Raw genomic sequence first — 22,320 nt, 5'->3', positions numbered from 1 at the left:
ACGGCGCGTTTTCAGCCCTATTAACCGCTCAGTATTATCAGGAAACCCCATGAATCAGGATCAGCTCAAAAAGGCCACCGCCGAAGCCGCATTGCAATATATCCTGCCCCATCTGGAAAAAGATATGGTGATCGGTATTGGTACCGGTTCTACTGCGCGCTTTTTTATTGATGCGCTGGCTGAGTACAAGGATGATTTTGATGGCTGTGTCTCCAGCTCTGAGGCATCTACCGAGCAGCTGAAATCCCATGGTATTCCTGTTTATGATCTGAATACGGTGTCTGACCTGCGCTTTTATATTGATGGGGCAGATGAAGCCAATGAACATCTTCACCTGATTAAAGGAGGTGGTGCGGCACTGACCCGGGAAAAGATCATTGCAGCGGTAGCCAGAGAGTTCATTTGCATTGCCGATGAGAGCAAGGCGGTGGGTGTGCTGGGTGAATTCCCATTGCCGGTGGAAGTCATTCCCATGGCTCGCAGTCATGTTGGCCGGGAGCTGGTAAAGCTGGGAGGGGACCCTGCCTACCGCGAAGGGGTGGTGACCGATAATGGTAACGTGATTCTGGATGTCTGGAATATGAAGATTCTGGACCCGGTTGCGCTGGAACAAAAAATCAATGGCATCGTTGGTGTGGTGACCAATGGTCTGTTCGCCTGTCGTCCTGCTGATGTGCTGCTGTTGGGTACAAACGACGGTGTTAGAACAATTACCGGCAAATGATTAAAGCGGGTTCTCTGGAACAGCTGTGATCTTTAGTTATTGATAGGTGGATTCCGCTGTTGCCATAAAAAAACCGCAATATTAGGCTGGATCGAATAGAAAAAATCCTTAATATAGCTATTGCTAATAATAAAAATGCTTGGCGACCTGCGTTGAGCGTAGTGAATGCTCTGTAAACTCAGGCATGAAAAACAACAATAAAGAGTGACTGACATGCTGAAATCATTCAATAAAAAAATGGCAGTATTGACTGCCGCAGTGGCACTGGGCAGTGCATCCATCGCATCCGCAGAAGATACCATCAAAATCGCCCTGGCAGGCCCGGTAACCGGACCAGTTGCCCAGTACGGCGATATGCAGTTTATTGGTGCCAAAATGGCCATTGAGCAGATTAACCAGGCGGGTGGCGTCAATGGCAAGGAGTTGGAAGGGGTTGTCTTCGATGATGCCTGTGACCCCAAGCAAGCCGTAGCGGTTGCCAACAGGATTGTAAACGACGATATACGATTTGTTGTCGGTCATCTCTGTTCTTCTTCAACTCAGCCTGCTTCTGATATTTATGAAGATGAAGGTGTCTTGATGATCACCGCTGCCTCAACCAGCCCGGACATCACCACCCGTGGCTATGAGCTGATTTTCAGAACCATTGGTCTGGACAGCATGCAGGGGCCAACGGCTGCGAAATACATCATTGATGCGGTAAAACCACAGAAAATGGCGGTGATTCACGACAAGCAGCAGTACGGAGAAGGCCTGGCCTCCAGTGTTCGTGACGAAGTTCAGAAGGCCGGAGTTAACGTTGCACTTTATGAAGGTGTAACGGCTGGCGACAAAGACTTCTCTGCCCTGATTGCCAAGCTCAAGAAAGAGGATGTCGATTTCGTTTATTACGGTGGTTATCACCCTGAGCTGGGCCTGATTTTGCGCCAGAGTGCAGAGAAGGGGCTGGATGTTAAGTTCATGGGGCCTGAAGGTGTCGGCAACAAGGATATCTCTGCCATTGCCGGTGAGGCCTCAGAAGGCTTGCTGGTCACTCTGCCCAAGAGTTTTGACCAGGATCCGGCCAATGCCCGGTTGGTGGAGGCATTCAAGGCCAGGAGTGAAGATCCTTCCGGCCCGTTTGTCTTTCCCGCTTACTCTGCAGTGCAGGTCATGGCAGATGGCATGAAGCTGTCCGCCAGTGAAGACCCTGAGAAAGTTGCCGGCAGCCTGCGTGCCAATAACTTCAAAACACCAACCGGTGACCTTGGCTTTGATGGCAAGGGTGACTTGAAGGACTTCAGCTTTGTCGTTTATCAGTGGCATTCTGATGGCAGCAAAACTGCCCTGACCAAGTGATCGGAACAGTGCCCTGCCTGCATGGGCAGGGTATCAATAAAGGAAATAGTGCAGTCTAATAACCAGACGGCACCAGTCTAACAATGAGAAAGCAGTAAAAGGCCTGCAGGGAGTGCAGAACGCCATAAGCGTTATTGCAACATGCGGGCCTTTTTTATGGATTCGACCATGCCTGAGTCAGCCTATTATTTTATCCAGCAATTGCTGAACGGCCTTACTGTCGGGAGCACCTATGCCCTGATAGCCATCGGTTATACGATGGTCTATGGCATCATTGGAATGATCAACTTTGCCCACGGCGAGATATATATGATCGGCAGCTATGTTGCCTTTGCCGTGCTGGCCGGTCTTGCCTTGATGGGGGTTGACAGTATTGCCCTGATGCTGGCCGCCGCCTTTATCATCAGCATTATTATTACCAGTACTTATGGCTTTGCCGTTGAGCGTGTGGCCTATCGACCATTAAGAAACAGTAATCGACTGATTGCCCTGATCTCGGCAATTGGTATGTCGATTTTTCTGCAGAACTATGTCCGTATCGCCCAGGGCTCGAGAGATGTCGCAATGCCCAGCCTGATTACCGGTGGCTGGACGTTTGGGCCCGCTGATGCGTTTAATGTCACTCTGTCGTACATGCAGGTGGTGATTTTCATTATTACGTTTATCACCATGACACTTCTGACGCTGTTTATTTCCAAATCAAGGATGGGGCGTGCATGCCGGGCATGTGCAGAAGACCTGGGCATGACCCGGCTGCTTGGCATCAATACCAACCAGGTTATCTCCCTGACCTTTATTATCGGTGCGGCACTGGCGGCAGTGGCCGGTGTTTTACTGGGGCTCTACTACGGCGTTATTAACCCCTATATCGGTTTTCTGGCGGGTTTGAAAGCGTTTACAGCGGCGGTTCTTGGTGGCATCGGCAGTATTCCGGGAGCTGTGCTTGGCGGCCTGATTCTTGGTGTTACCGAAGCGTTTACCGCTGGGTATTTCAGTAGCGAATATAAAGACGTCGTCGCCTTTAGTTTGCTGGTACTGATTCTGTTATTCCGACCTTCAGGGATTCTCGGCAAGCCGGAGGTAGAAAAGGTATGAATAGTCAGTCATCTACCACACTGCGCTGGTTTCCCGCTTTTATGGCAACCGGAGCGCTGTTGCTGCTTGCTGTGTTAATGCTCGGGGTTCAGCTATCCACTGAAAATACAGAGTTGGTCGTTTACTTTGCGGCCAGTGAACGGTGGCAGCTGATTCTTGCCGGTGCTGTTCTGGTTTTCCTGGTTCAGTTATTCCGCAACCCCATCTCTGCTTTCTGGCAGGGAGCCAAAAAACACAACCCACTACCGCAGGTTCAGCTGCCATCACTGGATGACAATAAACCTCTGAAGCGGCTGCTGATCAGTTTTGCCGTGGCCGGGCTGCTGGTCTGGCCTTTCTTTGTTTCCCGTGGTGCGGTGGACCTGGCAACGCTGGCGCTTATTTATGTCATGCTTGGTCTGGGCCTTAACGTGGTTGTTGGTCTGGCAGGTCTTCTGGATCTTGGTTATGTGGGCTTCTATGCCGTTGGAGCATACAGCTATGCGCTGTTGAGCCAATACTTTGGTCTCGATTTCTGGAGCTGTCTGCTGATTGGCGGTGTTATGGCGGCATTCTTCGGCTTTATCCTGGGGTTTCCGGTATTAAGGCTTCGTGGAGACTACCTGGCCATTGTTACCCTTGGCTTTGGCGAGATTATTCGTATTTTGCTGAATAACTGGACCTCAATTACCGGAGGGCCGAACGGGATCAGTCAGATTCCAAAACCAACGTTGTTTGGTCTGGAATTTTCCCGGCGAGCCAAAGAAGACGGCAATGTACCATTTCACGAGTTCTTCGGGATTGACTACAGCAGCGGCTATAAAGTGATTTTCCTTTATATCCTGGCGCTGCTTCTGGTGCTGTTAACGCTCTACATTATTAATCGCCTGTTAAGAATGCCGATTGGCCGGGCCTGGGAAGCACTTCGGGAAGATGATATTGCCTGTCGCTCACTGGGTTTGAATCCAACAGCCATCAAACTGTCGGCCTTTACCATCGGTGCGGCGTTTGCCGGATTTGCCGGTACTTTCTTTGCGGCCCGGCAGGGTTTTATCAGTCCGGAGTCTTTTACCTTTATTGAGTCAGCCATCATCCTTGCGATTGTGGTCCTGGGAGGCATGGGGTCACAGATGGGCGTTATTCTTGCCGCCATTATCATGACCGTACTGCCCGAGTTTGCCCGGGAGTTTCAGGAGTACCGGATGCTGATGTTTGGCCTGATGATGGTGTTGATGATGATGTGGCGTCCGGAAGGATTGATGCCCATGAAACGTCCACATCTGACGTTGAAAGATCATCCGTCGGATAAAAAAGATGATGCTTCTGTTAATCGTCAGCCCATTGCTGAAAGCGTTTAATCTGCAGGGAGTTATAAGATGAGTCAGTGTTTGCTGGAAGCATCGGATCTCAGTATGCGCTTTGGCGGTCTGCTGGCCGTGGATCAGATGGCGCTCAAAGTTCGTAAAGGCGAAATTGTCTCCATGATTGGCCCGAACGGTGCCGGGAAAACGACAGTGTTTAATTGTCTGACCGGCTTCTATAAGCCAACCGGAGGGAAGATTATTTTTCAGGGCCAGGCGGTAGAAAAGCTGCCTGGCTTTAAAATCGCCCGTTTGGGTGTGGTGCGAACTTTTCAGAATGTGCGGTTGTTTAAAGCCATGACGGTTCTGGAAAATCTGTTGGTGGCCCAGCACCGTCATTTAAACACAGGGTTGTTGGCCGGGCTGTTTAAAACACCTTCGTTTCGCAAGAGTGAGGCCGAAGCGATGGAGCGGGCCGCTTACTGGCTGGATAAAGTGGGCCTGACTGAGTTTGCCAATCGTGAAGCCGGAAACCTGGCCTACGGTCAGCAGCGACGACTGGAAATTGCCCGCTGTATGGTGACCGACCCACAACTGTTGATGCTGGATGAGCCCGCTGCTGGACTGAACCCTAATGAAACCCGGGAGCTGGATAAGTTGATTTCCGATCTCAGGAAAAATCATGGTGTGTCAGTGCTGCTTATTGAACACGACATGAAACTGGTAATGGAAATCTCGGACCGGATCTATGTTATTAATCAGGGGAGGCCCCTGGCATCCGGAACACCGGAAGCGGTGCGCAATCATCCTGAAGTGATCAAAGCTTACCTGGGGGAGTCCTGATATGAAGTACAGGGTTCCACTGGCGTTAGAAACCGAAAGGCTATACCTCAGGCAGTTTAAGGAAGAAGACTGGCGTTGTTTGCATAAGTATTACTCTGATGAAGAGGCCACCCGCTATACCGTGGGAAGGGCTTTCACAGAGGGGGAAACCTGGCGAACCCTGTGCAGCATGATTGGCCATTGGCAGGTGCGTGGTTATGGACCGTATGCTCTGATCGAAAAAAGCTCTGCCTGCCTTATGGGGACAGTAGGTTTCTGGTATCCGAATGACTGGCCTGAACCGGAAATCAAGTGGGCACTGGCCTCTGACTATTGGGGTAAGGGGTTTGCTTCTGAAGCTGCCAGAGAAGTGCAGTCTATCGGACGGGAATATCTGCCAGAGATACCTCTAATCAGTTTTATTCACCCGGATAACCAACCATCTATTAAGCTGGCAGAGCGTTTGGGAGCTGTTCTGGAAAACGAAATCCCATTTCGCGGCAATATCTGGAAAGTTTATCGGCACCCAAACGAATGAACAGGAATGCAGTTTTATGAATAACGATAAACCACTGCTAAGCCTTGAGCATGTTTCTACCTTTTATGGCCAGATTCAGGCACTGGAAGACGTGAGTGTAGAGATCCGGGCCGGTGAAATTGTGACGTTAATTGGTGCCAATGGTGCGGGAAAAACCTCTCTGCTGATGACACTCTGTGGTGATCCACGGGCGAGCAGTGGACAGATCTTTTATGGTGGGCGGGACATTACCCGGGACGATACGGCGAATATCATGCGCTCCGGTATCGCCCTGGTGCCGGAAGGTCGGCGTGTCTTCTCCCGGCTCACTGTGGAAGAAAATCTCAGCATGGGGGGCTTTTTCACTGATGAGCAGGATTATCGTCAGCTGTATCGCCATGTTCTTGAGCTGTTTCCACGTCTTGAGGAGCGCCTCACCCAGCGGGCAGGCACCATGTCCGGAGGTGAACAACAGATGCTGGCCATAGCAAGGGCTCTGATGAGTAAGCCCAGGCTATTACTGCTGGATGAACCTTCACTGGGCTTGGCTCCTATCGTGATTCAACAGATTTTTGACATTATTGCCAAGCTGAGGGATGAAGGGATGACGATCTTTCTGGTTGAGCAAAATGCCAATCAGGCGCTGAAGCTGGCAGATCGTGGCTATGTGCTTGAAAATGGGAAGATTGTTCTGCATGACTCCGGACAGGCTCTGCTAGTGAATAAATCTGTCCAGGAGGCCTATCTGGGAGGGTGATTGCGGTATTTTCCTTTGATTTCTGAAGGGGTTGCCATACGCGGCTTTGAGAGAACTTCTATCAATGGCTCCCGAGCTCTGTTCGTCCTGAGCGTCCTTCGACCCCGCTCAGGATGCACGGTTGAAGGGCGTAAGCACCATACCCTGAATAAAGACTGTGCTAATCACCCTTCGACTCCGCTCAGGGTGAACGGAGATTGTACACATCAAACTTATCGAAATGATGATGTACCAGCAGGAGCCGCTTTGGTTTCAATAGGTTAACTGGGTAAAGCTCTAGTATCAGCCATATTTTGGAATCAAAATAACAATTTAAATTTTTAATAGTAATTAAAATTATCATTATTTTTTATTTATTCATTTGAAATCAATCTGTTAATGGCGTGGTAGTTCTGGTTAAAAGGCCACGTTCCCAGTACTATACTTTCCCTATAACTGAACCAGCAGTACAAGGAAGTGCATCATGAAACCTGAATACGATAAGCTGACCACACCGGAAGTATTGATGTTAGCCAGCTCACTGAGCGTTTTGGCGGGTTCACTGGTTACCCTTGGAATGCTGATTCAGTAGTCATCCGGCAATATCAGGGTTAAGTCTACGGTTACAAAGACCTGGCGAGTGCCCGCCAAGGTTTTTACCAGTCCAAAACAACACTCTCCTCCAAATCATCAGCATACCCTCTGGTGACTTCATCTTGATTTATAACCACCTGCAGCAGTCATCTCTGTGATGGATTTTTCTTTGGTTCTTATGGCACCAAACCCTAAGTTTTTTGTGCAATTTAACGATGATTAAGAGATGGAAAAGCTCCAGATTCCATCCTTTGCTAAAGCACAGAGATCAGGCCATGAGTTCAGAATCACCCAGTGAAAACAGTCAGCGAAAGACGGGTGGCCTGGCACTCACGCTTTTTCTCTGGTTTATTGTTTTATCCATTGGGCCTGTTGTGATTGTTGGGCTGAATGAGTACAAGACCGGAAAAGAAGCCATTATCAAAGATCGTTATGATCAGCTTTCATCAGTAAATTTTCAGTTAACTCAACGCATTAATGAATACTTTGATACGGTGTTAACCAATTTATTCATTATGGCATCATCTTCCGAAGCATTTATTACCGAACTGGTGCTGGCTCCCGGCTTTAAAAGCCAGCCGGTTTCTGAGTTTATTAATTCCAGGGAATACGGGGATATCTATGAAAAGTACTCCATGGAGTATGTGGATTTCCTGCGATTCTATGACTACTCCGATGTGATTCTGGGCGATGCGGCAGGCAATATTCTCTTCACAGTGAATGAATACAGTGATTTAGGCAAAAACCTGTTCTCTTCAGAACTGGAAAATACGTTGTTTTCCCAGGCTGTTAAAGCCAGCCTGAATGATCAGCAGCCAAAGTATGCCGACCTTGCTGCCTACCCGCCCATAGGCAATGAGAAAGTCATCTTTTTAATATTACCGCTGGCGGATTCTTTCCAGAAAGCGGTGGGTTTTATTGCGGTGCAGATTCACCCGAAGAATATTCAGGTGATGTTTGATAAAGGTGAGTCCAGTGACGTCGGTCTCTCGTCGTTTCTTGTCGGTAAGGATCGTAAAATTCGCTTTGGTACCCGGTTTGAAAATCAGGAACAGCTTAAATTTGGCGATGATAATCCGCTGATTAACCTGTGGTTAAGCCATCTTGAGGATGATGGGAGCTACAGAGAGGAAGAAGGCCATTTCGGAGGATTTTCAGCAGATAATGGTCATGCTTTTGAGTCTATTGGCCAGCATGAGCATGATCTGGAATCCATTTCAGAAAGTCTTGACGCTTTAAATCTGGACGAGCAGGACGTGTTCGGTCGGGCGGCTAAAGCGAGCTTGAACCATATTCGCAGCTACATTCATGGTGAAGAAGTTCTGGGGATTTATCTGCCAATCAATATTGCCGGAACCCCTATGGTCATCCTTTCAGAAGTAACGCACCGGCATGCTTTTTCCTCAGTTCAGGACTTTCAAAAACGTCTTTTTGTGCTTATCGCCATCACTTTTGCCCTGGTGGTGGTTATTGCTCTGTTTGTTACCCGACAACTGGTGAAGCCCATCCGCCGGATCACCCGGTGGGTCAATCGAGTCGCCGCAGGTGACTACGCCGAAGGGACTGTCCTGAACGGTAATAATGAGATCAGCGAACTCAGTCGCAGTTTTGCCCAGATGACCGAAAGGTTGCGTACCGTCAGTGCGGAAAATACCCGGAAAAACTGGCTTCAGGAAGGTATGGCCGGGCTGTACAACAGTGTGCGTGGTGAGCAGGCAATGGCTGAGCTGTGTCGTAACATTGTGACTTATATTGCCCGCTATCTGGATATGCATTCCGGTGCCATGTTTGTAAAAGATGATAACAACCGGCTGCAGTTGATGGGCACCTATGCCTGGAGTAAACGCAATCAACAGGCAAAGTCTTTTGCCATGGGTGAGGGGCTGATTGGTCAGGCAGCATTGGAAAGGGAAACGATGGAGATAGCCGATGTACCCGATGGCTATCTTGAAATTGAGTCCGGACTGGGCTCTGCCGGGCCGACTCATCTGATCATTGTCCCGCTGTGCTATGAAAATGATCTGAAAGGGGGCGTTGAGTTTGCACGGCTTGGTCCAATGACGGATGAGCAGCGCCTGTTTCTGCAACATTCTGTTGAAAGTATTGCCATTGCCATTAACTCTGCCCAGTATCGAACCCGGGTTAATCAGCTGCTTGATACCACCACCCAGCAATCAGAAGCACTAAAGGAACAAAAAGAAGAGCTGCGTTCGGTTAATGAAGAGCTGGAAAATCGGGCCGGTATTCTGGAAGAGTCTGAAGAAGAGCTGAAAGCCCAGAGTGAGGAGCTGCAGAAATCCAATGCCGAACTGGAAGAACTCAGCGAACAGTTGATGCTCCAGAAAGAAGAGATTGAGAGAAAGAATAAAGATATTGAGCTGTCCAGTAAAAAGATAGCGGAAAAGGCGGAGGAGCTTGCCCGGGCCAGTCAATATAAATCTGAATTTCTTGCCAATATGTCCCATGAGCTGCGCACGCCCCTGAATTCTTTATTGCTCCTTTCCCAGATGCTGGCAGAAAACGACGAAGGTAACCTGACAGAGGACCAGGTGGAGTCTGCACAGGTGATCTATAACGGTGGTAAAGAGTTACTCGAGCTGATCAACGACATTCTTGATCTGTCCAAGGTTGAAGCGGGAAAAATGTCGGTCAACCTTGATGATACGCCCCTGAATGAGATCAAAGGCAGTATTGAAGCCATGTTTAACCCGCTGGCAGAAAGCCGTGGCCTGCAATTTCAGATCAGCATAGAGAGCGGTACCAGCCGGTCTGTTTTCACTGATAGCCAGCGGCTAATGCAAATTATTAAGAACTTCCTTTCTAACGCGTTCAAATTTACCGAGAAAGGCAGTGTTCAGGTAAGGATGTTTAATGAAACCCGCCCTGGCCATTTTTCAGACGACACCTGGACTGGTTTTGCTATTAAAGATAGCGGGATCGGGATTCCCAAAGAGAAGCAGGAATCGATTTTTGGCTCATTCCAGCAGGCCGATGGGTCTACCAGCCGAAAATATGGCGGCACCGGGCTTGGTCTGGCGATCTCCAGAGAGATGGCAGAACTTCTGGGGGGCTTTATTGAGCTGGACAGCAAGGAGGGCGAAGGAACTACCTTTACCCTGTTCCTGCCGACTAATCCCGTGTGTTCTCTTGGTCCTGAGAAAGTACTGGCAGAAAACTATGTGTCCGATGTGTTTGACCAGTCTATGGGAGCGTCAGAGGCTCCTGCTCAAAAGCCAGAAATAAATAATGCGCCCCAGGAGGCGGAGTTATCTGTGCCTGCGGCATCGTTTGATTACCAGCTGCTGGTTATTGAAGATGATCCTCACTTTGTCACCATTCTTGGTCAACTGGCGGGTAAACATCACTTTGGCTGTATGCATGCAGAAACAGGAGAGCAGGGAATTGCCCTGGCCCGACAACATCAACCATCGGCCATTATTCTGGATTTAGGCTTGCCGGATATGGATGGGCAGGAGGTGCTTGCTCAGTTAAAAGGCGATGAGTCAACCAGGCATATTCCGGTGCATATTGTTTCGGGTCGGGATCCTGAGTTGGTTTCCAGTCTTGGCGCTATTGGTTATTTGAGAAAGCCGGTGACGGTTACCGATATTGATCAAGCGTTTTTGACCCTTGGGCAGGCCATTAGTCAGGAAATTCACGATGTACTGATTCTTGATCTGGATGAAGAGCAAAGATCCCTGGTAGGCAGCATGCTGGAGCAAAAAGAGCTCCATGTAGGGTATGCCAGTACCGCAGAAGAAGCTGAGAAGAGGCTTGTTGATCAACAGTGGCATTGCCTGATTATGGATCTGGAGCTCGGAGAAGTGCGAGGGTTGGAGTTCCTGGAAAAAATGACAGGCAAATTGGGATCAGATATGCCGTCAGTGGTGATTCACACCGCGCAACCTGTCGATAAGACTGAGCACTCCCGGCTGCAGGAATTCACCAATGCCATGGTGATGAAAGGTGATAGAGCCCTGGAAAGAATCACGGATGAAGTCAGCCTGTTCTTGCATACCGTTAATAAGGATCAGGAGGATGATACGCCCGATGAGCCGGTGGCCGGGTCAGAGAAGCGTCTTGATGGACACAAGATCCTGCTGGTTGATGATGACTTGAGAAATACCTTTGCCCTTTCCAAAGCCCTTCAGGGCATGGGGCTGGAAGTTGTGCTGGCAGACAATGGCAAAAATGCGATCAGTAAGCTTGAGGAAGAAGACGGCATTGAACTGGTGTTAATGGATATTATGATGCCCATTATGGATGGCTATGAAGCCACCGCCACTATTCGGCAAATGAATGAATTCAAAGAGCTTCCGGTGATCGCCCTGACCGCCAAGGCCATGGCGGGTGACAAGGCCAAATGCCTTGAGGCAGGCGCCAATGATTACATGACCAAACCGCTGGATATGGACAAGCTGACAGCAATGCTGAAGGTGTGGCTGCTGCGATGATGGAGACTTGCCCGGTAGCGGATCTGGAACTCGACTTACTGCTGGACGCTGTCAAGAAGCACTATGGCTATGACTTTCATGACTATGCCAAAGCATCCATGATCCGTCGGGTAAGAAAATACATGGAGCAGAGCGGCATCAACCATATCAGTGAGTTGATTCCCTTGTTCCTGCACGATCAACGGGCATTTTATCGCTTTGTGAAAAGTATTTCCGTTGTGGTGACGGAAATGTTCCGGGACCCGGATGTGTTTAAAGTTTTGAGGGAAGAGGTCATTCCTGTGCTCAAGACTTACCCATTTATCAAGATATGGCATGCAGGGTGTGCATCCGGTCAGGAAGTCTACTCTATGGCGATCCTGCTGGCAGAGGAAGGGATACTGGATCGTTGTCAGATTTACGCCACGGACTTCAATGATGATGCTCTGAATCTGGCCAAAAAAGGGATTTACCCGGCAGAAGATATTGAACTTTATGAAAATAATTACCGCCTTGCCGGTGGGAAGCATAAGCTCAGTGATTATTTGGTCAGCCTCTATGATTCAATCAAGGTCAACAGTCGTTTATCGGAACGGCTGACCTTTGCCAATCACAATCTGGTGACGGATGGGGTTTTTGGCGAAATGCATTTGGTGATGTGCCGCAATGTACTGATTTATTTCAATGAGCAGTTGCAGGACAGGGCGTTAACTCTGATTCACGACAGTTTATGCCCGAGGGGATTTCTCTGTATCGGGCGCAGAGAGAACCTGAAGTTCAGCCAGATCAGTGAGCATCTTGAAGATGTCAGTAATAAGCTGCGAATTTACAGGAAGCTGGGCTCGTGAATTCAGTCGGCTGACAGAATCAATGGAACCTTTTGGGAATAAGACAGGGATTGTCTGGTATGGAGACAAAGAGCAAAGTCAAAATTCTGGTTGTGGATGACCGTCCGGAAAACCTGCTGGCGATGGATAAGTTACTTAAGCCGCTGGGGGCTGAGATCCACAAGGTGGATTCTGGCGAGAAGGCGCTGTCTGAAGTTCTGGCCCATCACTTTGCGGTTATTCTTCTGGATGTGCAGATGCCCGGCATGGATGGCTTTGAGACGGCGACATTGCTGCACAGTAACAAGCAAACGGCCAATATACCCATCATTTTTGTGACGGCGATTAATAAAGATCAAAGCTACGTCGCCAAGGGTTATCAGTCGGGAGCTGTTGACTATTTGCCTAAACCGATTGTGCCGGAAATTCTTCTGGGTAAAGTGAAAGTATTTTTACAACTTGAGGAACAGCGGCTGGAGCTTGAACAGGTAACCAGGGAGTTGCAATGGATCAGTCAGAAGAACAAGCTGCTGCTGGACTGTGCAGGAGAAGGTATTGTCGGGGTCGATAAAGAGGGCAGGATAACCTTTATCAATCCAACAGCCTGTGAGTTATTGGGCGGCGCTGAAGGCGCTTTTCTGGATCAGCATATCAGCCAGTTTCTTTTGGACGACACCACGGGTGAAACAGCTCAGGAGCAATGGCAGAAGTCAGCTATTTACCGTGAGTGCCTGGAACAGGGCGGCACACTTAAACAGTCCACTGAATTAATCAACGTGAGCCGGGGACGGTTTCCGGCGGAGTTCAATATTGCGGCCATCGTTAATAGCAGGAACGTGGTTCAGGGAGCCGTGTTTGTCTTTCAGGATATAACTGAGCGCAAACAGCTGGAAGATCAGCTAGTGAAAATGGCTAAGTATGATAGCCTGACGGGTCTGGCTAACCGGACGTTATTCCGGGAGTTTCTGCAGTCCTCAATGGATCGCAGTGACCGCTACCAGAATAAGACAGTGGTTATGTTTCTGGATCTGGATCATTTTAAACAGATCAATGATCAGCTTGGCCATGATGCAGGGGATCATTTGCTGACCAGTGTTGCCAGTCGTCTGGAGGGTTGTATCCGTAAAGTCGACCTGATTGCCAGGCTCGGTGGTGATGAGTTCGCCGTGGTTCTGGACGATGTCAGGAACCCGGAAGATGCCAGAACGGTTGCCAATAAAATTCTTGCGGCACTGAAGGAACCCCATGAACTGGGCGATGTTGCAAGAAAAGTAGGTACCAGTATCGGTATTGCACTTTACCCTGAGAATGGCAGTGATGCTGACGGTTTGATCAAGGCGGCAGATGAAGCCATGTATGTAGCGAAGAATGAAGGTCGGAATGACTTTCGGTTTTATTCCGACCTTAACCCGGATATTTCATAAACGTGCTCCCGCTCTCGCTTGTCCTTTGCCGCTCTAAGGGAGTTTTGTTCAGTCGACCGTACTCCCCGGTACGGCGCTCCCTCACAAAATCCCTTAGAGGGACAAAGTCCTACGCGAGATTCGGGGCAGTTTATGAAATATCCGGGTTAATCAATGAACGCTTAAGTTAACATTACACGTCGAATGCTGTATCCAGCTGTTTCTCGACAAACACTTTTTTCAACCTGGCAAAACGAGGTAAGCCGTTCAGGTAAGCTGGGTACTCCTCGCCTTCAATCAATGGTTCAAGGTAGCCCCGGCAGGTTTGGGTAATGTTGAAGCCATCTTCATTGATAAAGTCCAGTGGCATGGTACGTTCAAAGTTGGCGACTTTTTCCAGTGCTACCTCTTTGATCGCCCAGCGATAGGGCATGTCAGACTCTCGAACGATGGCAGGCATTACGGCATTGTGACCGGTTACGGCCAGTTCAACCGCTGCTTTACCCACAGCGTAGGCCTGCTCTACGTCAACACGTGAGGCAATATGGCGGGCAGAGCGCTGAAGGTAATCGGCGACAGCATAGTGGTATTTGTAACCCAGCTCCTGCTTGATCATATTACACAGGGCCGGAGCTACACCGCCAAGTTGCTGGTGGCCAAAGGAGTCAATTACGGTTGTGGACGCGGAGATAAAGCTGCCATCTTCGTATTTGGCTCCCTCTGAGGCAACGATCACGCAATAACCTTCGTTATTGACGGTTTCCTGAACTTTTTTGAGAAACTTTTCTTTGTCCAACGGCAACTCAGGGAACAGGATAATGTGCGGTGGATCACCATCCTGGCGGGCAGCAAGGCCGGTAGCTGCTGCCAGCCAGCCGGCATGTCGTCCCATGACTTCCATGACAAAGACCTTGGTTGAGGTATCGCACATGGAAGCAATATCGTGGCTGGCCTCTTTGGTGGATACGGCAAGGTACTTGGCCGCCGAACCAAAGCCCGGACAGTTATCGGTAACCGCCAGGTCATTATCGATGGTTTTGGGGACTCCGATACAGGTAATCGGGTACCCCATTTTTTCACTGAGCTGGGACACTTTCCAGGCAGTATCCATGGAGTCATTACCACCGTTGTAGAAAAAGTAGCCAATATTATGGGCCTGAAAGACTTGAATTAACCGACGATATTCCGCTTCACTCTCTTCAAATGACTTCAGCTTGTAACGACAGGAACCAAAGGCACCGCCCGGCGTCCTGAGTAATGCGCCGATGGTTTCATCGGACTCGTAGGAGGTGTCGATAAGCTCCTCACGCAAAGCGCCCAGTATGCCATTATGCCCTGCGTAGACTTTACCGATTTTATCCGGGTAACGACGAGCTGTTTCAATAACCGCGCAGGCGCTGGCATTGATAACAGCGGTAACACCGCCAGACTGTGCGTAAAAAGCGTGCTTCAATGTCATCGGTTAAATTCCGGGTGTTGCTGTGTGTTGTTTTGTGTTTTTGGCTGATTGCAGATGATACCCGATCGAGAGTTTATTGGTAGCGCTGTTATGTATCAATTTTATGGGCTGATGGTCTTTCAATGTCAACGTCCTTTTGCGCATAGTGCAAAAACAATGTCAGAATTCTGGTATCAGGGACTTTAGGATCTGTGCCCAAACCTGGAGCACTTTTTTTTGGAGAGATCGGGAATGCACATACACATTCTGGGTATTTGTGGAACTTTTATGGGAAGTCTGGCCATGCTGGCCAGAGAGCTTGGGTTTGAGGTGTCAGGCTCTGATGAGAACGTTTATCCTCCGATGAGTACACAACTGGAAGAGCAGGGTATTTCATTATTTCAAGGGTATGGTGCTGAAGCGCTCAACCCGTCACCGGATCTTGTGGTGGTTGGCAATGCCATGAAACGGGGGATTCCCGCTGTAGAGTACGTGTTGGAGAAGGGTCTTCCCTACGTTTCAGGACCCGAATTTTTTGCCAGGTACATAGCCCCTGACCGCTGGGTATTGGCGGCTGCCGGTACCCACGGTAAAACCAGCACCAGCAGTATGCTGGCCTGGATCCTGGAATATGCCGGTATGTCTCCGGGCTTTCTGATCGGGGGCATACCAAAAGATTTCGGGATTTCCGCAAGACTTGGCAGTACCCCCTTTTTTGTGATTGAAGCGGATGAGTACGACACCGCTTTCTTTGATAAGCGCTCAAAATTTATTCACTACCAGCCACGAACCCTGATTATCAATAATCTTGAGTTTGACCATGCGGATATTTTTGATGATCTTGCGGCTATCCAGCGGCAGTTCCACCATTTGGTCAGGACCATTCCGGGTACGGGGCGAATTATTTATCCTGCCGGTACTCCCGAAATAGAAGCCGTTATGGCTATGGGCTGCTGGTCTGAGCAGGAAGAGTTAGGTGGCATTCATAGCCACTGGCAAGTTGCACCGGTCAGTAGCGATGGCAGCCACTTTAAGGTTTTCTATAAAGGCACTGAGGTCGGAACCGTGAACTGGCAGCAGGAAGGTGATCATAATGTTGCCAATGCCCTGGCCGCAATTGCTGCGGCTCACCATGTCGGTGTCTTGCCAGATACAGCCTGTGAGGCGCTTTCTGTCTTTCAGGGGGTAAAGCGGCGGATGGAAATGGTTGAGGAGGTTGGGGGGATACGGATTTATGATGATTTTGCCCATCACCCAACGGCGATTGCCACCACTCTGGCAGGGCAGAGGGCCAAACTGGGAGAAAATGCGAATATTCGAGTGATCATTGAACCCCGGTCAAACACCATGAAAATGGGCGTGCATCAGGAGACATTGATCGCCTCTACTGCAGAGGCTTCCGAAGTTATCTGGTTTAAACCACAGGGGCTTGACTGGCCATTGGCCGAGCTAGTGCAGGATAGCGCGATAAAGTCATCGGTTATGGATTCCACAGAAGCCATTGTGCGTTATCTGGTTGATACCGCCTCGGCTGGTGACCATTTGCTGGTGATGAGTAATGGTGGGTTTGAAGGGATTCATGGCCGTATAGCCAGTGGGTTGAAAGCAAAACTCCAGAAAAAATAAGGTTAAGTGATGAGTCGGTCAAATCCTGAAAGAGTAACATTAGCCATCACGGGGGCTTCCGGAGCCCAGTACGGGCTTCGGTTACTGGAGAGCCTCGTTGCGGCAGAGCGGCAGGTGTTTGTTCTGGTTTCCAGGGCCGCCAAAGTGGTTCTGGCCACAGAAATGGACCTTGAGATCGGTGATACGCCGGACGCTATTGAGCAATTTTTTACCAACCGTTACCGTGCTGCCCCGAGACAGATTCGTGTGTTTGGTGAGGATGACTGGATGTCGCCTGTCGCTTCAGGCAGTGGTGCTCCCAGCTCAATGGTGATTTGTCCCTGCAGTACCGGAACCTTGTCGGCCATTGCCTGTGGTTTAAGTAATAATCTGACACAGCGGGCAGCAACGGTGGTATTAAAGGAGCGACGCAAGCTGATCATTGTGCCCCGGGAGGCCCCCTATTCTGAAATACATCTGGAAAATATGTTGAAATTGAGCCGGATGGGGAGTGTTATTCTTCCTGCGTCTCCGGGCTTTTACAATCGGCCGGAAACCGTGGATGACATGGTCGATTTTATTGTTGCCCGGATATTGGATCAGCTGGGAATTTCCCAGAAGTTAATGCCTTCCTGGGGGGATCATTGTCTTTGAAGGGGCTGGTTGTTCTGCTCCCGGAATAAAAGGCTTCAGGTTGTAAAGCCATAACGCCAGGGCATCCAGATAGATGGGCAGATTGGTTGCCGGGTCTGCCGGACCTGCCGCCAGATCAATGTCAAAACCCGGCAACTCCTGTCTTACGACTTCTTTCTGGTAAATCCCATGGGGCTGTTCTGAGATAACCAGGGCAGTTCCCGGTAGTGGGCCTGATTTCACCCAGTGCTTGAGTGTGTCACGGGTATTGGGCCTGTGCCAGAAGCCGTTCCTCCAGTTTCGTGGCGTATCAATAAACTCAACCGGGAGGGTTCTCATTGCTTCTGGCATGGGCACCAGTTGATGCAGCATGATTGCCGCCTCTGTTTCGGTAAAAGGGAGTGGGTCCGGGGTCTTCTGGTCAGGCTTTTTGGTGAGAATGTCCAGGTAGTCAGCCCCCGGGGTGAGAGGGCGTTGGCCCACCAGAAAAATCAAACGCTTGAATCGGACACCCTGACGCCACCACTCAGTTAACAAGTCCAGCCTGCGTTTCATGCCGGGGGCAGTGGCTCCCAATAGCAGTGCATAATCATATTGCCTGGTTAATGGCCCGATGGGGGATATGAGTCCAAGCTTTTCAAGCAGATCAAGGACTCTGTGCCTTTTGTCTGTTGATATATCCAGCCCTGGTAATTCCCACCGTTCCTGTCCCGGTTTTCTGCGCCAGACCTGGGTGGTATCGATCATGGACTCCAGGGTAGGGGCATGGGAAATGCGCAGCTCTGTTAACAATTCATCCAGTGTTAATGTGAGCGTTTTATAGTGTTGACCAGGATCGACGGTATCCGCCTGGGAAAGCATGGAAAGATACATGAGTGTCCCTACCAGAAACCGCTGGTAATTGAATCGGTAATGGAATCGACTCTTCCAGCTGGGCATTGTTTTTGTCCCTGAAGATGGCGCAGGGACAAGCATAGCTGGTTCTCTTAACCGGTTATTAATGCTGAGTTGACGCAGAAGTAGCGGTCTGGGCCTGTTGCTGGAGAATAAGCTGGCTCAGCTCAGGCTGTTCCCAGTTCTCCGGGTAGTGTTTGGCCATTGCTTCCATCATGACGGTGTATTCATCAGCCGGTTTTTTCAGCAGGTAAGTCAGGAAGGTAAAGATTCGATCAGACATTTCTTTATTGATCTGATTCAGTTGTTGATCGTTTATCTGTCCTTTTTTCTGACACTCTTCAATGGTGGATTGACGAATGCAGTTGGCGGATATGATCAGCGCCAGTTTCTCGATGTTTTGATCTTCCATGATGGGCTCCATGCCTGTATAGATAAAATACGTTTACCTATATAAAACTAGTTGCTGTGGGAGGGGTTTCAAGCCTGACAAATAAAAACAGGAAAAGAGATTCCCCCGATTAAGGTTGAGACGACTTAAGATTGGTTAAATCGGGTTTATCCCGATCATTATTATACTCAACGCCCAGTTGCCAGCCTGTAGCAATCAGCAATCCGCCAACAGTCCCCCACAGCGGTCCGACAGGGGTTAAGACGCCTATAACGAACCCTGCCACACTGCCAATTCCGGTTTTGGTAAAAAAGGGCGGTAACATTTCACCCAAGTGTCTGGACACATAATTGACAAGCTTTACCGCCCGACTGTGGAGGCCTTTGAAAAAGCTTGAGATATTACTCCATGCGGAATGCTCTTCACTGGAGCTGGCGGACATGCGGGTTTTGGTAAAAATGCTGACGATTTTTCTGCCAAAGCTGTTGCCACCTTCATCACTGTGGCTCAGTGAAGCATCAGTAGAAGGGGTTGATGCGTTGGGGTTAATGCCAGCAGAGGGGTATGATACGGTCATTTCAAGCACACTTATAATGTTGGTTTGATAATTAAGACCAACAAAAGCAATTAAGGTTCCCACCTTTACTTGAAAATTTAATAGATCCTGACTGATGGGTAGAAAAACAGATCTTAAAGGGGGCATCCGGGTTTTGTTAATTCACCGGGACATCCCAATTTGGAAGAAACTTATAAGCATCCGGTTATTGAGTACCACTCGCTGATACTCTCGATTTCTTCTTCAGATATCAGCCTGGCAATATTACTCATTGGCTGGTGAGTGGTTCTGGCACCGTTTCGGTAGTATTGCAGTTGTTTAACCATGTATTCTTTTTTCTGACAGGCCAGATTAGGGTTTAGTGGCGTTGTACCAATACCGGTTGGGCCATGGCACCCCGCGCAGAGCTGCATCGCTTTTGCCTGTGCTGCTTCAAGGTGTTGGGGGGGCTGCTGAATTTGAGTAGCAGACTGCTGGTCAGTGCACCCAGCCAGAAGAAAAACGGCGACTGGTACTATTTTTTTGATTTTTAAGACTATTTTCATCAAACCATCGACTTCACTTAAATTGATAGAGCGGTTAATAAGCCACTTTACGTGTGCCACTACATGTTAGAGCCTATCGACGTTTCGTTGCAGGCACGCAACGAAACGTCAACATCTCCAGTCTTCAGCTTGGTCAATCCAGCGCTTTACCTTCATCTGTCAATCTGAGCCAAGCATGGGAGTACCAGAAGTAGTGCCGACCACTGTTGGATGGTGCAGTACAGTTGTAGCGAGTTCGGCCTACTGGTAATGGTTTATTGGCTTGAGTCCTGAACAGAGTCATCTCTTTGTTAAGCCAGGTTACCTTCAGCTCACCCTGGCCGGAGGCATAACACTTAAGCTGTTTTTTCTGGTAATCCCCTTCAGCCAGGGTCAGCTCCAGTTCGGGCTTAAGGTTATCCTGTGTGATCAGTGATGAGTCGGGACTCTGGCTGGTCACTGGCAGAGCCCTGCTGTTGACTTTAATGGCAAAGTCATTCAACCCATAAATACCCGCCATGGGGAAACGGGGCAGGCGAGTGAAGTCAGAATATTCACCAGCGGCTCCGGACTGCTGACCAAATCCTGTATAACCCATCTCATCCAGTGTAACTCTGAGTTCCGGGGTGGTTTCACCAAAAGTCCAGGCAAACATCTTAACACTTTGACCGGTTTGTTCCCGGATTCTGGCTTCTGTCATATCCAGATCCTGACGGAACCGGGAAAGCCACTGTGCCCTGGTTTCTCCAGGCAGTCTTTCTACACTGTGGGCATGGTTCATGGTGTGGTTTGCCAGGGTAGCACCTGTTTCCGTCATTTCTCGCAGTTGCGCCCAGCTGAGAAACTTCTGATAGTTTTTATCCACCGGTGCGGGCGTGACAAAAATGGTAAATGGCAACCCCTGTTCCCTGAGTATTGGAAATGCCTCGGTGTAAATACTCAGATAGGCATCGTCAAAAGTGATGGCGACTGTTTTTTCCGGTAATGCCTTTTTATTGCGAAATGCTTCAACCAGATCAACCAGTGGCATCACATTGAACTTATTCTCCGCAAGATAGTTGATATGTTTCCTGAATGTTTCGGGGGTGACACTGGTGATTTTCGGGGTTTCATGACTGACATGGTGATATTGCAATATGACTGCAGAACCGGATCCCTGACTCAAGGCCGGGATTATCGAGAGCAGTGTAAAAATGCAGGGCAGGTATTGCCTTAATCTACCGACAACGGGCTTCAACAGAAATGACAAGCTCACAGTATTCCCTTAATACGGTTTCCCCCAGCTGGATTCGGGGCAGTTGATGACATATCCGGGCTGGGATTTTAACCTTCAACAAGGGGGATTTACTATCGTACTAATGACCACTTTTGGCTACTCAGGTATCCAGAGCCTGGTTCCATGTCCTACATCCGGACAAAAAAACCACCGATCAGCAAAGGCAGGGGCTGATTGGTGGCCAGGTTTCAATAGCGAACAATTAAAAGTTTATGAGCGGTCAGCTCATTCTTCCTTTAAACCTTGGTCTGAACCCTGATCGGCCTGACCAGCCCCTCCTGGATGGTAGACGCTACCATTACTCCAGCCTGATTGAATATCTGGCCTCTTACCAACGCTCTGGCACCGCTGGCATGGGTGCTTTCAATAGAGTGCAGTAACCACTCATCCATCCTGAACGGGCGATGGAACCACATGGCATGGTCCAGACTGGCTATTTGAACGGGTTTCTGGAAAGCGGCAGCCCCATGGGGATACATGCTGGTGGGTAAGAACTGAAAGTCTGAGGCATAGGCCAGAAGGTATTTATGCAGTCCGGGGTTATCGGGCAGTTTTCCGTTGGCTCTTATCCAGATTTTATGATGTGGTGCCCTGGTGTCATCTGCCATTGGATCAACCGGGTCAGCAAAGCGAATCTCAATGGGGGTATCGCTGAGCAGTCGTTTTTGCAGCGGCTTGGGGATCAGGTCGCTGTGCCTTTGAATCAGGGCTTTTTCGCTCAGGGCTTCTTCCGGGGGTATGACGTCTGGCATCGGGTCCTGATGTTCAAACCCACTTTCGTTTACATGAAAGGATGCGGACAAATTGAAAATAGGGCGTCCATTTTGCACGGCGACTACCCGGCGGGTATTGAAGCTTCTGCCATCGCGAATGCAGTCCACCGTGTAAACAATCGGCTTGCTGCTGTCGCCCTCGCGAAGAAAATAGCTATGCAAGGAGTGAACATGACGTTCAGGATCCACCGTCTGCCTTGCCGCAGACAGCGCCTGGCCTAATACCTGGCCACCAAATACCCGCCCCCAACCAAGGTCCTGACTCTGGCCCCGGAATATATTGTTTTCAATCGGTTCCAGTTTCAGTTGATTAATCAGTTCTTCCAGTACATCACTCATCCTGTAACTCCCTGGCTGCATACCGTTGTTGAGATTGGCGGTAGATATTGTGTTGATGCTTTGAGTTATCGGGTAACAACAGGCCCGCTTTTACCCTGTAAAACTGGCGCAGTTTAAACGCT

The 22,320-nt window shown here is 49.4% G+C and carries 19 protein-coding genes; 12 read left to right on the top strand and 7 right to left on the bottom strand.

The annotated features are described in order from the left end of the window. The first annotated feature begins 49 nt into the window (after positions 1-49). The 10 genes from rpiA (at position 50) to ACO6VE_RS02720 (ending at position 13,790) form a co-directional block, all read left to right on the top strand. Entirely contained in the window at positions 50-724 is a 675-nt protein-coding gene (gene rpiA / locus ACO6VE_RS02765; protein ID WP_422446696.1) for a ribose-5-phosphate isomerase RpiA, read from the top strand. A gap of 213 nt (positions 725-937) precedes the next feature. After that, positions 938-2,062, top strand: a complete 1,125-nt coding sequence (locus ACO6VE_RS02760; RefSeq protein ID WP_422446694.1) for a branched-chain amino acid ABC transporter substrate-binding protein — start codon at positions 938-940, stop codon at positions 2,060-2,062. 168 nt (positions 2,063-2,230) lie between these two features. Then, entirely contained in the window at positions 2,231-3,157 is a 927-nt protein-coding gene (gene livH / locus ACO6VE_RS02755) for a high-affinity branched-chain amino acid ABC transporter permease LivH (RefSeq protein WP_422459574.1), read from the top strand. Then, entirely contained in the window at positions 3,154-4,494 is a 1,341-nt protein-coding gene (locus ACO6VE_RS02750) for a high-affinity branched-chain amino acid ABC transporter permease LivM (protein ID WP_422446690.1), read from the top strand. Before livH ends, ACO6VE_RS02750 begins: the two co-directional genes overlap by 4 nt. 18 nt (positions 4,495-4,512) lie before the next feature. After that, positions 4,513-5,280: a high-affinity branched-chain amino acid ABC transporter ATP-binding protein LivG gene (gene livG / locus ACO6VE_RS02745; protein ID WP_422446688.1), complete on the top strand. Its 768-nt coding sequence runs from the start codon at positions 4,513-4,515 to the stop codon at positions 5,278-5,280. Between the two features lies 1 nt (position 5,281). Then, positions 5,282-5,797 (top strand): GNAT family N-acetyltransferase, encoded by a 516-nt coding sequence (locus tag ACO6VE_RS02740; RefSeq protein ID WP_422459572.1) that lies wholly within the window; start codon positions 5,282-5,284, stop codon positions 5,795-5,797. Between the two features lie 34 nt (positions 5,798-5,831). Beyond that, positions 5,832-6,533: an ABC transporter ATP-binding protein gene (locus ACO6VE_RS02735; RefSeq protein WP_422459587.1), complete on the top strand. Its 702-nt coding sequence runs from the start codon at positions 5,832-5,834 to the stop codon at positions 6,531-6,533. A gap of 848 nt (positions 6,534-7,381) precedes the next feature. Then, positions 7,382-11,560 (top strand): response regulator, encoded by a 4,179-nt coding sequence (locus ACO6VE_RS02730; RefSeq protein WP_422459570.1) that lies wholly within the window; start codon positions 7,382-7,384, stop codon positions 11,558-11,560. Beyond that, complete coding sequence (locus tag ACO6VE_RS02725; protein WP_422446684.1) at positions 11,557-12,387, top strand: CheR family methyltransferase; 831 nt, start codon at positions 11,557-11,559, stop codon at positions 12,385-12,387. Before ACO6VE_RS02730 ends, ACO6VE_RS02725 begins: the two co-directional genes overlap by 4 nt. Before the next feature lie 59 nt (positions 12,388-12,446). Then, positions 12,447-13,790 carry a diguanylate cyclase domain-containing protein gene (locus ACO6VE_RS02720; RefSeq protein ID WP_422459568.1) on the top strand — a complete coding sequence of 448 codons (1,344 nt, stop codon included), beginning with the start codon at positions 12,447-12,449 and terminating at the stop codon, positions 13,788-13,790. A gap of 172 nt (positions 13,791-13,962) precedes the next feature. Here ACO6VE_RS02720 and ACO6VE_RS02715 read toward each other — a convergent pair whose 3' ends face one another. Beyond that, the gene (locus ACO6VE_RS02715) at positions 13,963-15,228 is read right to left on the bottom strand and encodes a 6-phosphofructokinase (RefSeq protein ID WP_422446680.1); all 1,266 of its coding nucleotides are present in this window, start codon (positions 15,226-15,228) and stop codon (positions 13,963-13,965) included. Positions 15,229-15,459: 231 nt separating this feature from the next. On the opposite strand from ACO6VE_RS02715, the gene mpl reads away from it, so the two are divergent. Both mpl and ACO6VE_RS02705 read left to right on the top strand, forming a co-directional pair. After that, a complete protein-coding gene (gene mpl / locus ACO6VE_RS02710) occupies positions 15,460-16,833 on the top strand; it encodes a UDP-N-acetylmuramate:L-alanyl-gamma-D-glutamyl-meso-diaminopimelate ligase (protein WP_422459566.1) in 1,374 nt (457 codons plus the stop codon). 9 nt (positions 16,834-16,842) lie between these two features. Further along, a complete protein-coding gene (locus ACO6VE_RS02705; protein ID WP_422446676.1) occupies positions 16,843-17,466 on the top strand; it encodes a flavin prenyltransferase UbiX in 624 nt (207 codons plus the stop codon). On the opposite strand, the gene ACO6VE_RS02700 is transcribed toward ACO6VE_RS02705, so the two are convergent. The 6 genes from ACO6VE_RS02700 to tesB form a co-directional block, all read right to left on the bottom strand. Beyond that, positions 17,434-18,384 (bottom strand): hypothetical protein, encoded by a 951-nt coding sequence (locus tag ACO6VE_RS02700; protein ID WP_422459564.1) that lies wholly within the window; start codon positions 18,382-18,384, stop codon positions 17,434-17,436. The genes ACO6VE_RS02705 and ACO6VE_RS02700 overlap by 33 nt on opposite strands. A 58-nt stretch (positions 18,385-18,442) precedes the next feature. Further along, the gene (locus ACO6VE_RS02695) at positions 18,443-18,751 is read right to left on the bottom strand and encodes a hypothetical protein (protein WP_209203357.1); all 309 of its coding nucleotides are present in this window, start codon (positions 18,749-18,751) and stop codon (positions 18,443-18,445) included. Positions 18,752-18,860: 109 nt separating this feature from the next. Then, the gene (locus ACO6VE_RS02690; protein ID WP_422446672.1) at positions 18,861-19,307 is read right to left on the bottom strand and encodes a hypothetical protein; all 447 of its coding nucleotides are present in this window, start codon (positions 19,305-19,307) and stop codon (positions 18,861-18,863) included. A gap of 170 nt (positions 19,308-19,477) precedes the next feature. Next, positions 19,478-19,699: a c-type cytochrome gene (locus ACO6VE_RS02685; protein ID WP_209203359.1), complete on the bottom strand. Its 222-nt coding sequence runs from the start codon at positions 19,697-19,699 to the stop codon at positions 19,478-19,480. Positions 19,700-19,964: 265 nt separating this feature from the next. Continuing rightward, positions 19,965-21,065 (bottom strand): polysaccharide deacetylase family protein, encoded by a 1,101-nt coding sequence (locus ACO6VE_RS02680; protein WP_422459562.1) that lies wholly within the window; start codon positions 21,063-21,065, stop codon positions 19,965-19,967. Positions 21,066-21,322: 257 nt separating this feature from the next. Further along, positions 21,323-22,198, bottom strand: coding sequence for an acyl-CoA thioesterase II (tesB, locus tag ACO6VE_RS02675; protein WP_422446667.1), 876 nt, complete (start codon positions 22,196-22,198; stop codon positions 21,323-21,325). Positions 22,199-22,320 lie beyond the last annotated feature (122 nt).

This window comes from Endozoicomonas sp. ALB115, from assembly GCF_049310245.1.
In the GTDB taxonomy this organism is placed as follows: Bacteria; Pseudomonadota; Gammaproteobacteria; order Pseudomonadales; family Endozoicomonadaceae; genus Endozoicomonas.
This window is presented reverse-complemented; position numbering and strand designations above follow the sequence as displayed.

Excerpts from the sequence above, each read along its gene's own strand:
- ACO6VE_RS02720 (WP_422459568.1), top strand. The coding sequence starts at position 12,447 with ATGGAGACAAAGAGCAAAGTCAAAATTCTGGTTGTGGATGACCGTCCG.
- ACO6VE_RS02715 (WP_422446680.1), bottom strand. The coding sequence starts at position 15,228 with ATGACATTGAAGCACGCTTTTTACGCACAGTCTGGCGGTGTTACCGCT.
- tesB (WP_422446667.1), bottom strand. The coding sequence starts at position 22,198 with ATGAGTGATGTACTGGAAGAACTGATTAATCAACTGAAACTGGAACCG.
- ACO6VE_RS02740 (WP_422459572.1), top strand. The coding sequence starts at position 5,282 with ATGAAGTACAGGGTTCCACTGGCGTTAGAAACCGAAAGGCTATACCTC.
- ACO6VE_RS02685 (WP_209203359.1), bottom strand. The coding sequence starts at position 19,699 with ATGCAGCTCTGCGCGGGGTGCCATGGCCCAACCGGTATTGGTACAACG.
- mpl (WP_422459566.1), top strand. The coding sequence starts at position 15,460 with ATGCACATACACATTCTGGGTATTTGTGGAACTTTTATGGGAAGTCTG.
- ACO6VE_RS02700 (WP_422459564.1), bottom strand. The coding sequence starts at position 18,384 with ATGCCCAGCTGGAAGAGTCGATTCCATTACCGATTCAATTACCAGCGG.
- ACO6VE_RS02760 (WP_422446694.1), top strand. The coding sequence starts at position 938 with ATGCTGAAATCATTCAATAAAAAAATGGCAGTATTGACTGCCGCAGTG.
- livG (WP_422446688.1), top strand. The coding sequence starts at position 4,513 with ATGAGTCAGTGTTTGCTGGAAGCATCGGATCTCAGTATGCGCTTTGGC.
- ACO6VE_RS02705 (WP_422446676.1), top strand. The coding sequence starts at position 16,843 with ATGAGTCGGTCAAATCCTGAAAGAGTAACATTAGCCATCACGGGGGCT.
- ACO6VE_RS02750 (WP_422446690.1), top strand. The coding sequence starts at position 3,154 with ATGAATAGTCAGTCATCTACCACACTGCGCTGGTTTCCCGCTTTTATG.
- ACO6VE_RS02730 (WP_422459570.1), top strand. The coding sequence starts at position 7,382 with ATGAGTTCAGAATCACCCAGTGAAAACAGTCAGCGAAAGACGGGTGGC.
- ACO6VE_RS02695 (WP_209203357.1), bottom strand. The coding sequence starts at position 18,751 with ATGGAAGATCAAAACATCGAGAAACTGGCGCTGATCATATCCGCCAAC.
- ACO6VE_RS02725 (WP_422446684.1), top strand. The coding sequence starts at position 11,557 with ATGATGGAGACTTGCCCGGTAGCGGATCTGGAACTCGACTTACTGCTG.
- rpiA (WP_422446696.1), top strand. The coding sequence starts at position 50 with ATGAATCAGGATCAGCTCAAAAAGGCCACCGCCGAAGCCGCATTGCAA.
- ACO6VE_RS02690 (WP_422446672.1), bottom strand. The coding sequence starts at position 19,307 with ATGACCGTATCATACCCCTCTGCTGGCATTAACCCCAACGCATCAACC.
- livH (WP_422459574.1), top strand. The coding sequence starts at position 2,231 with ATGCCTGAGTCAGCCTATTATTTTATCCAGCAATTGCTGAACGGCCTT.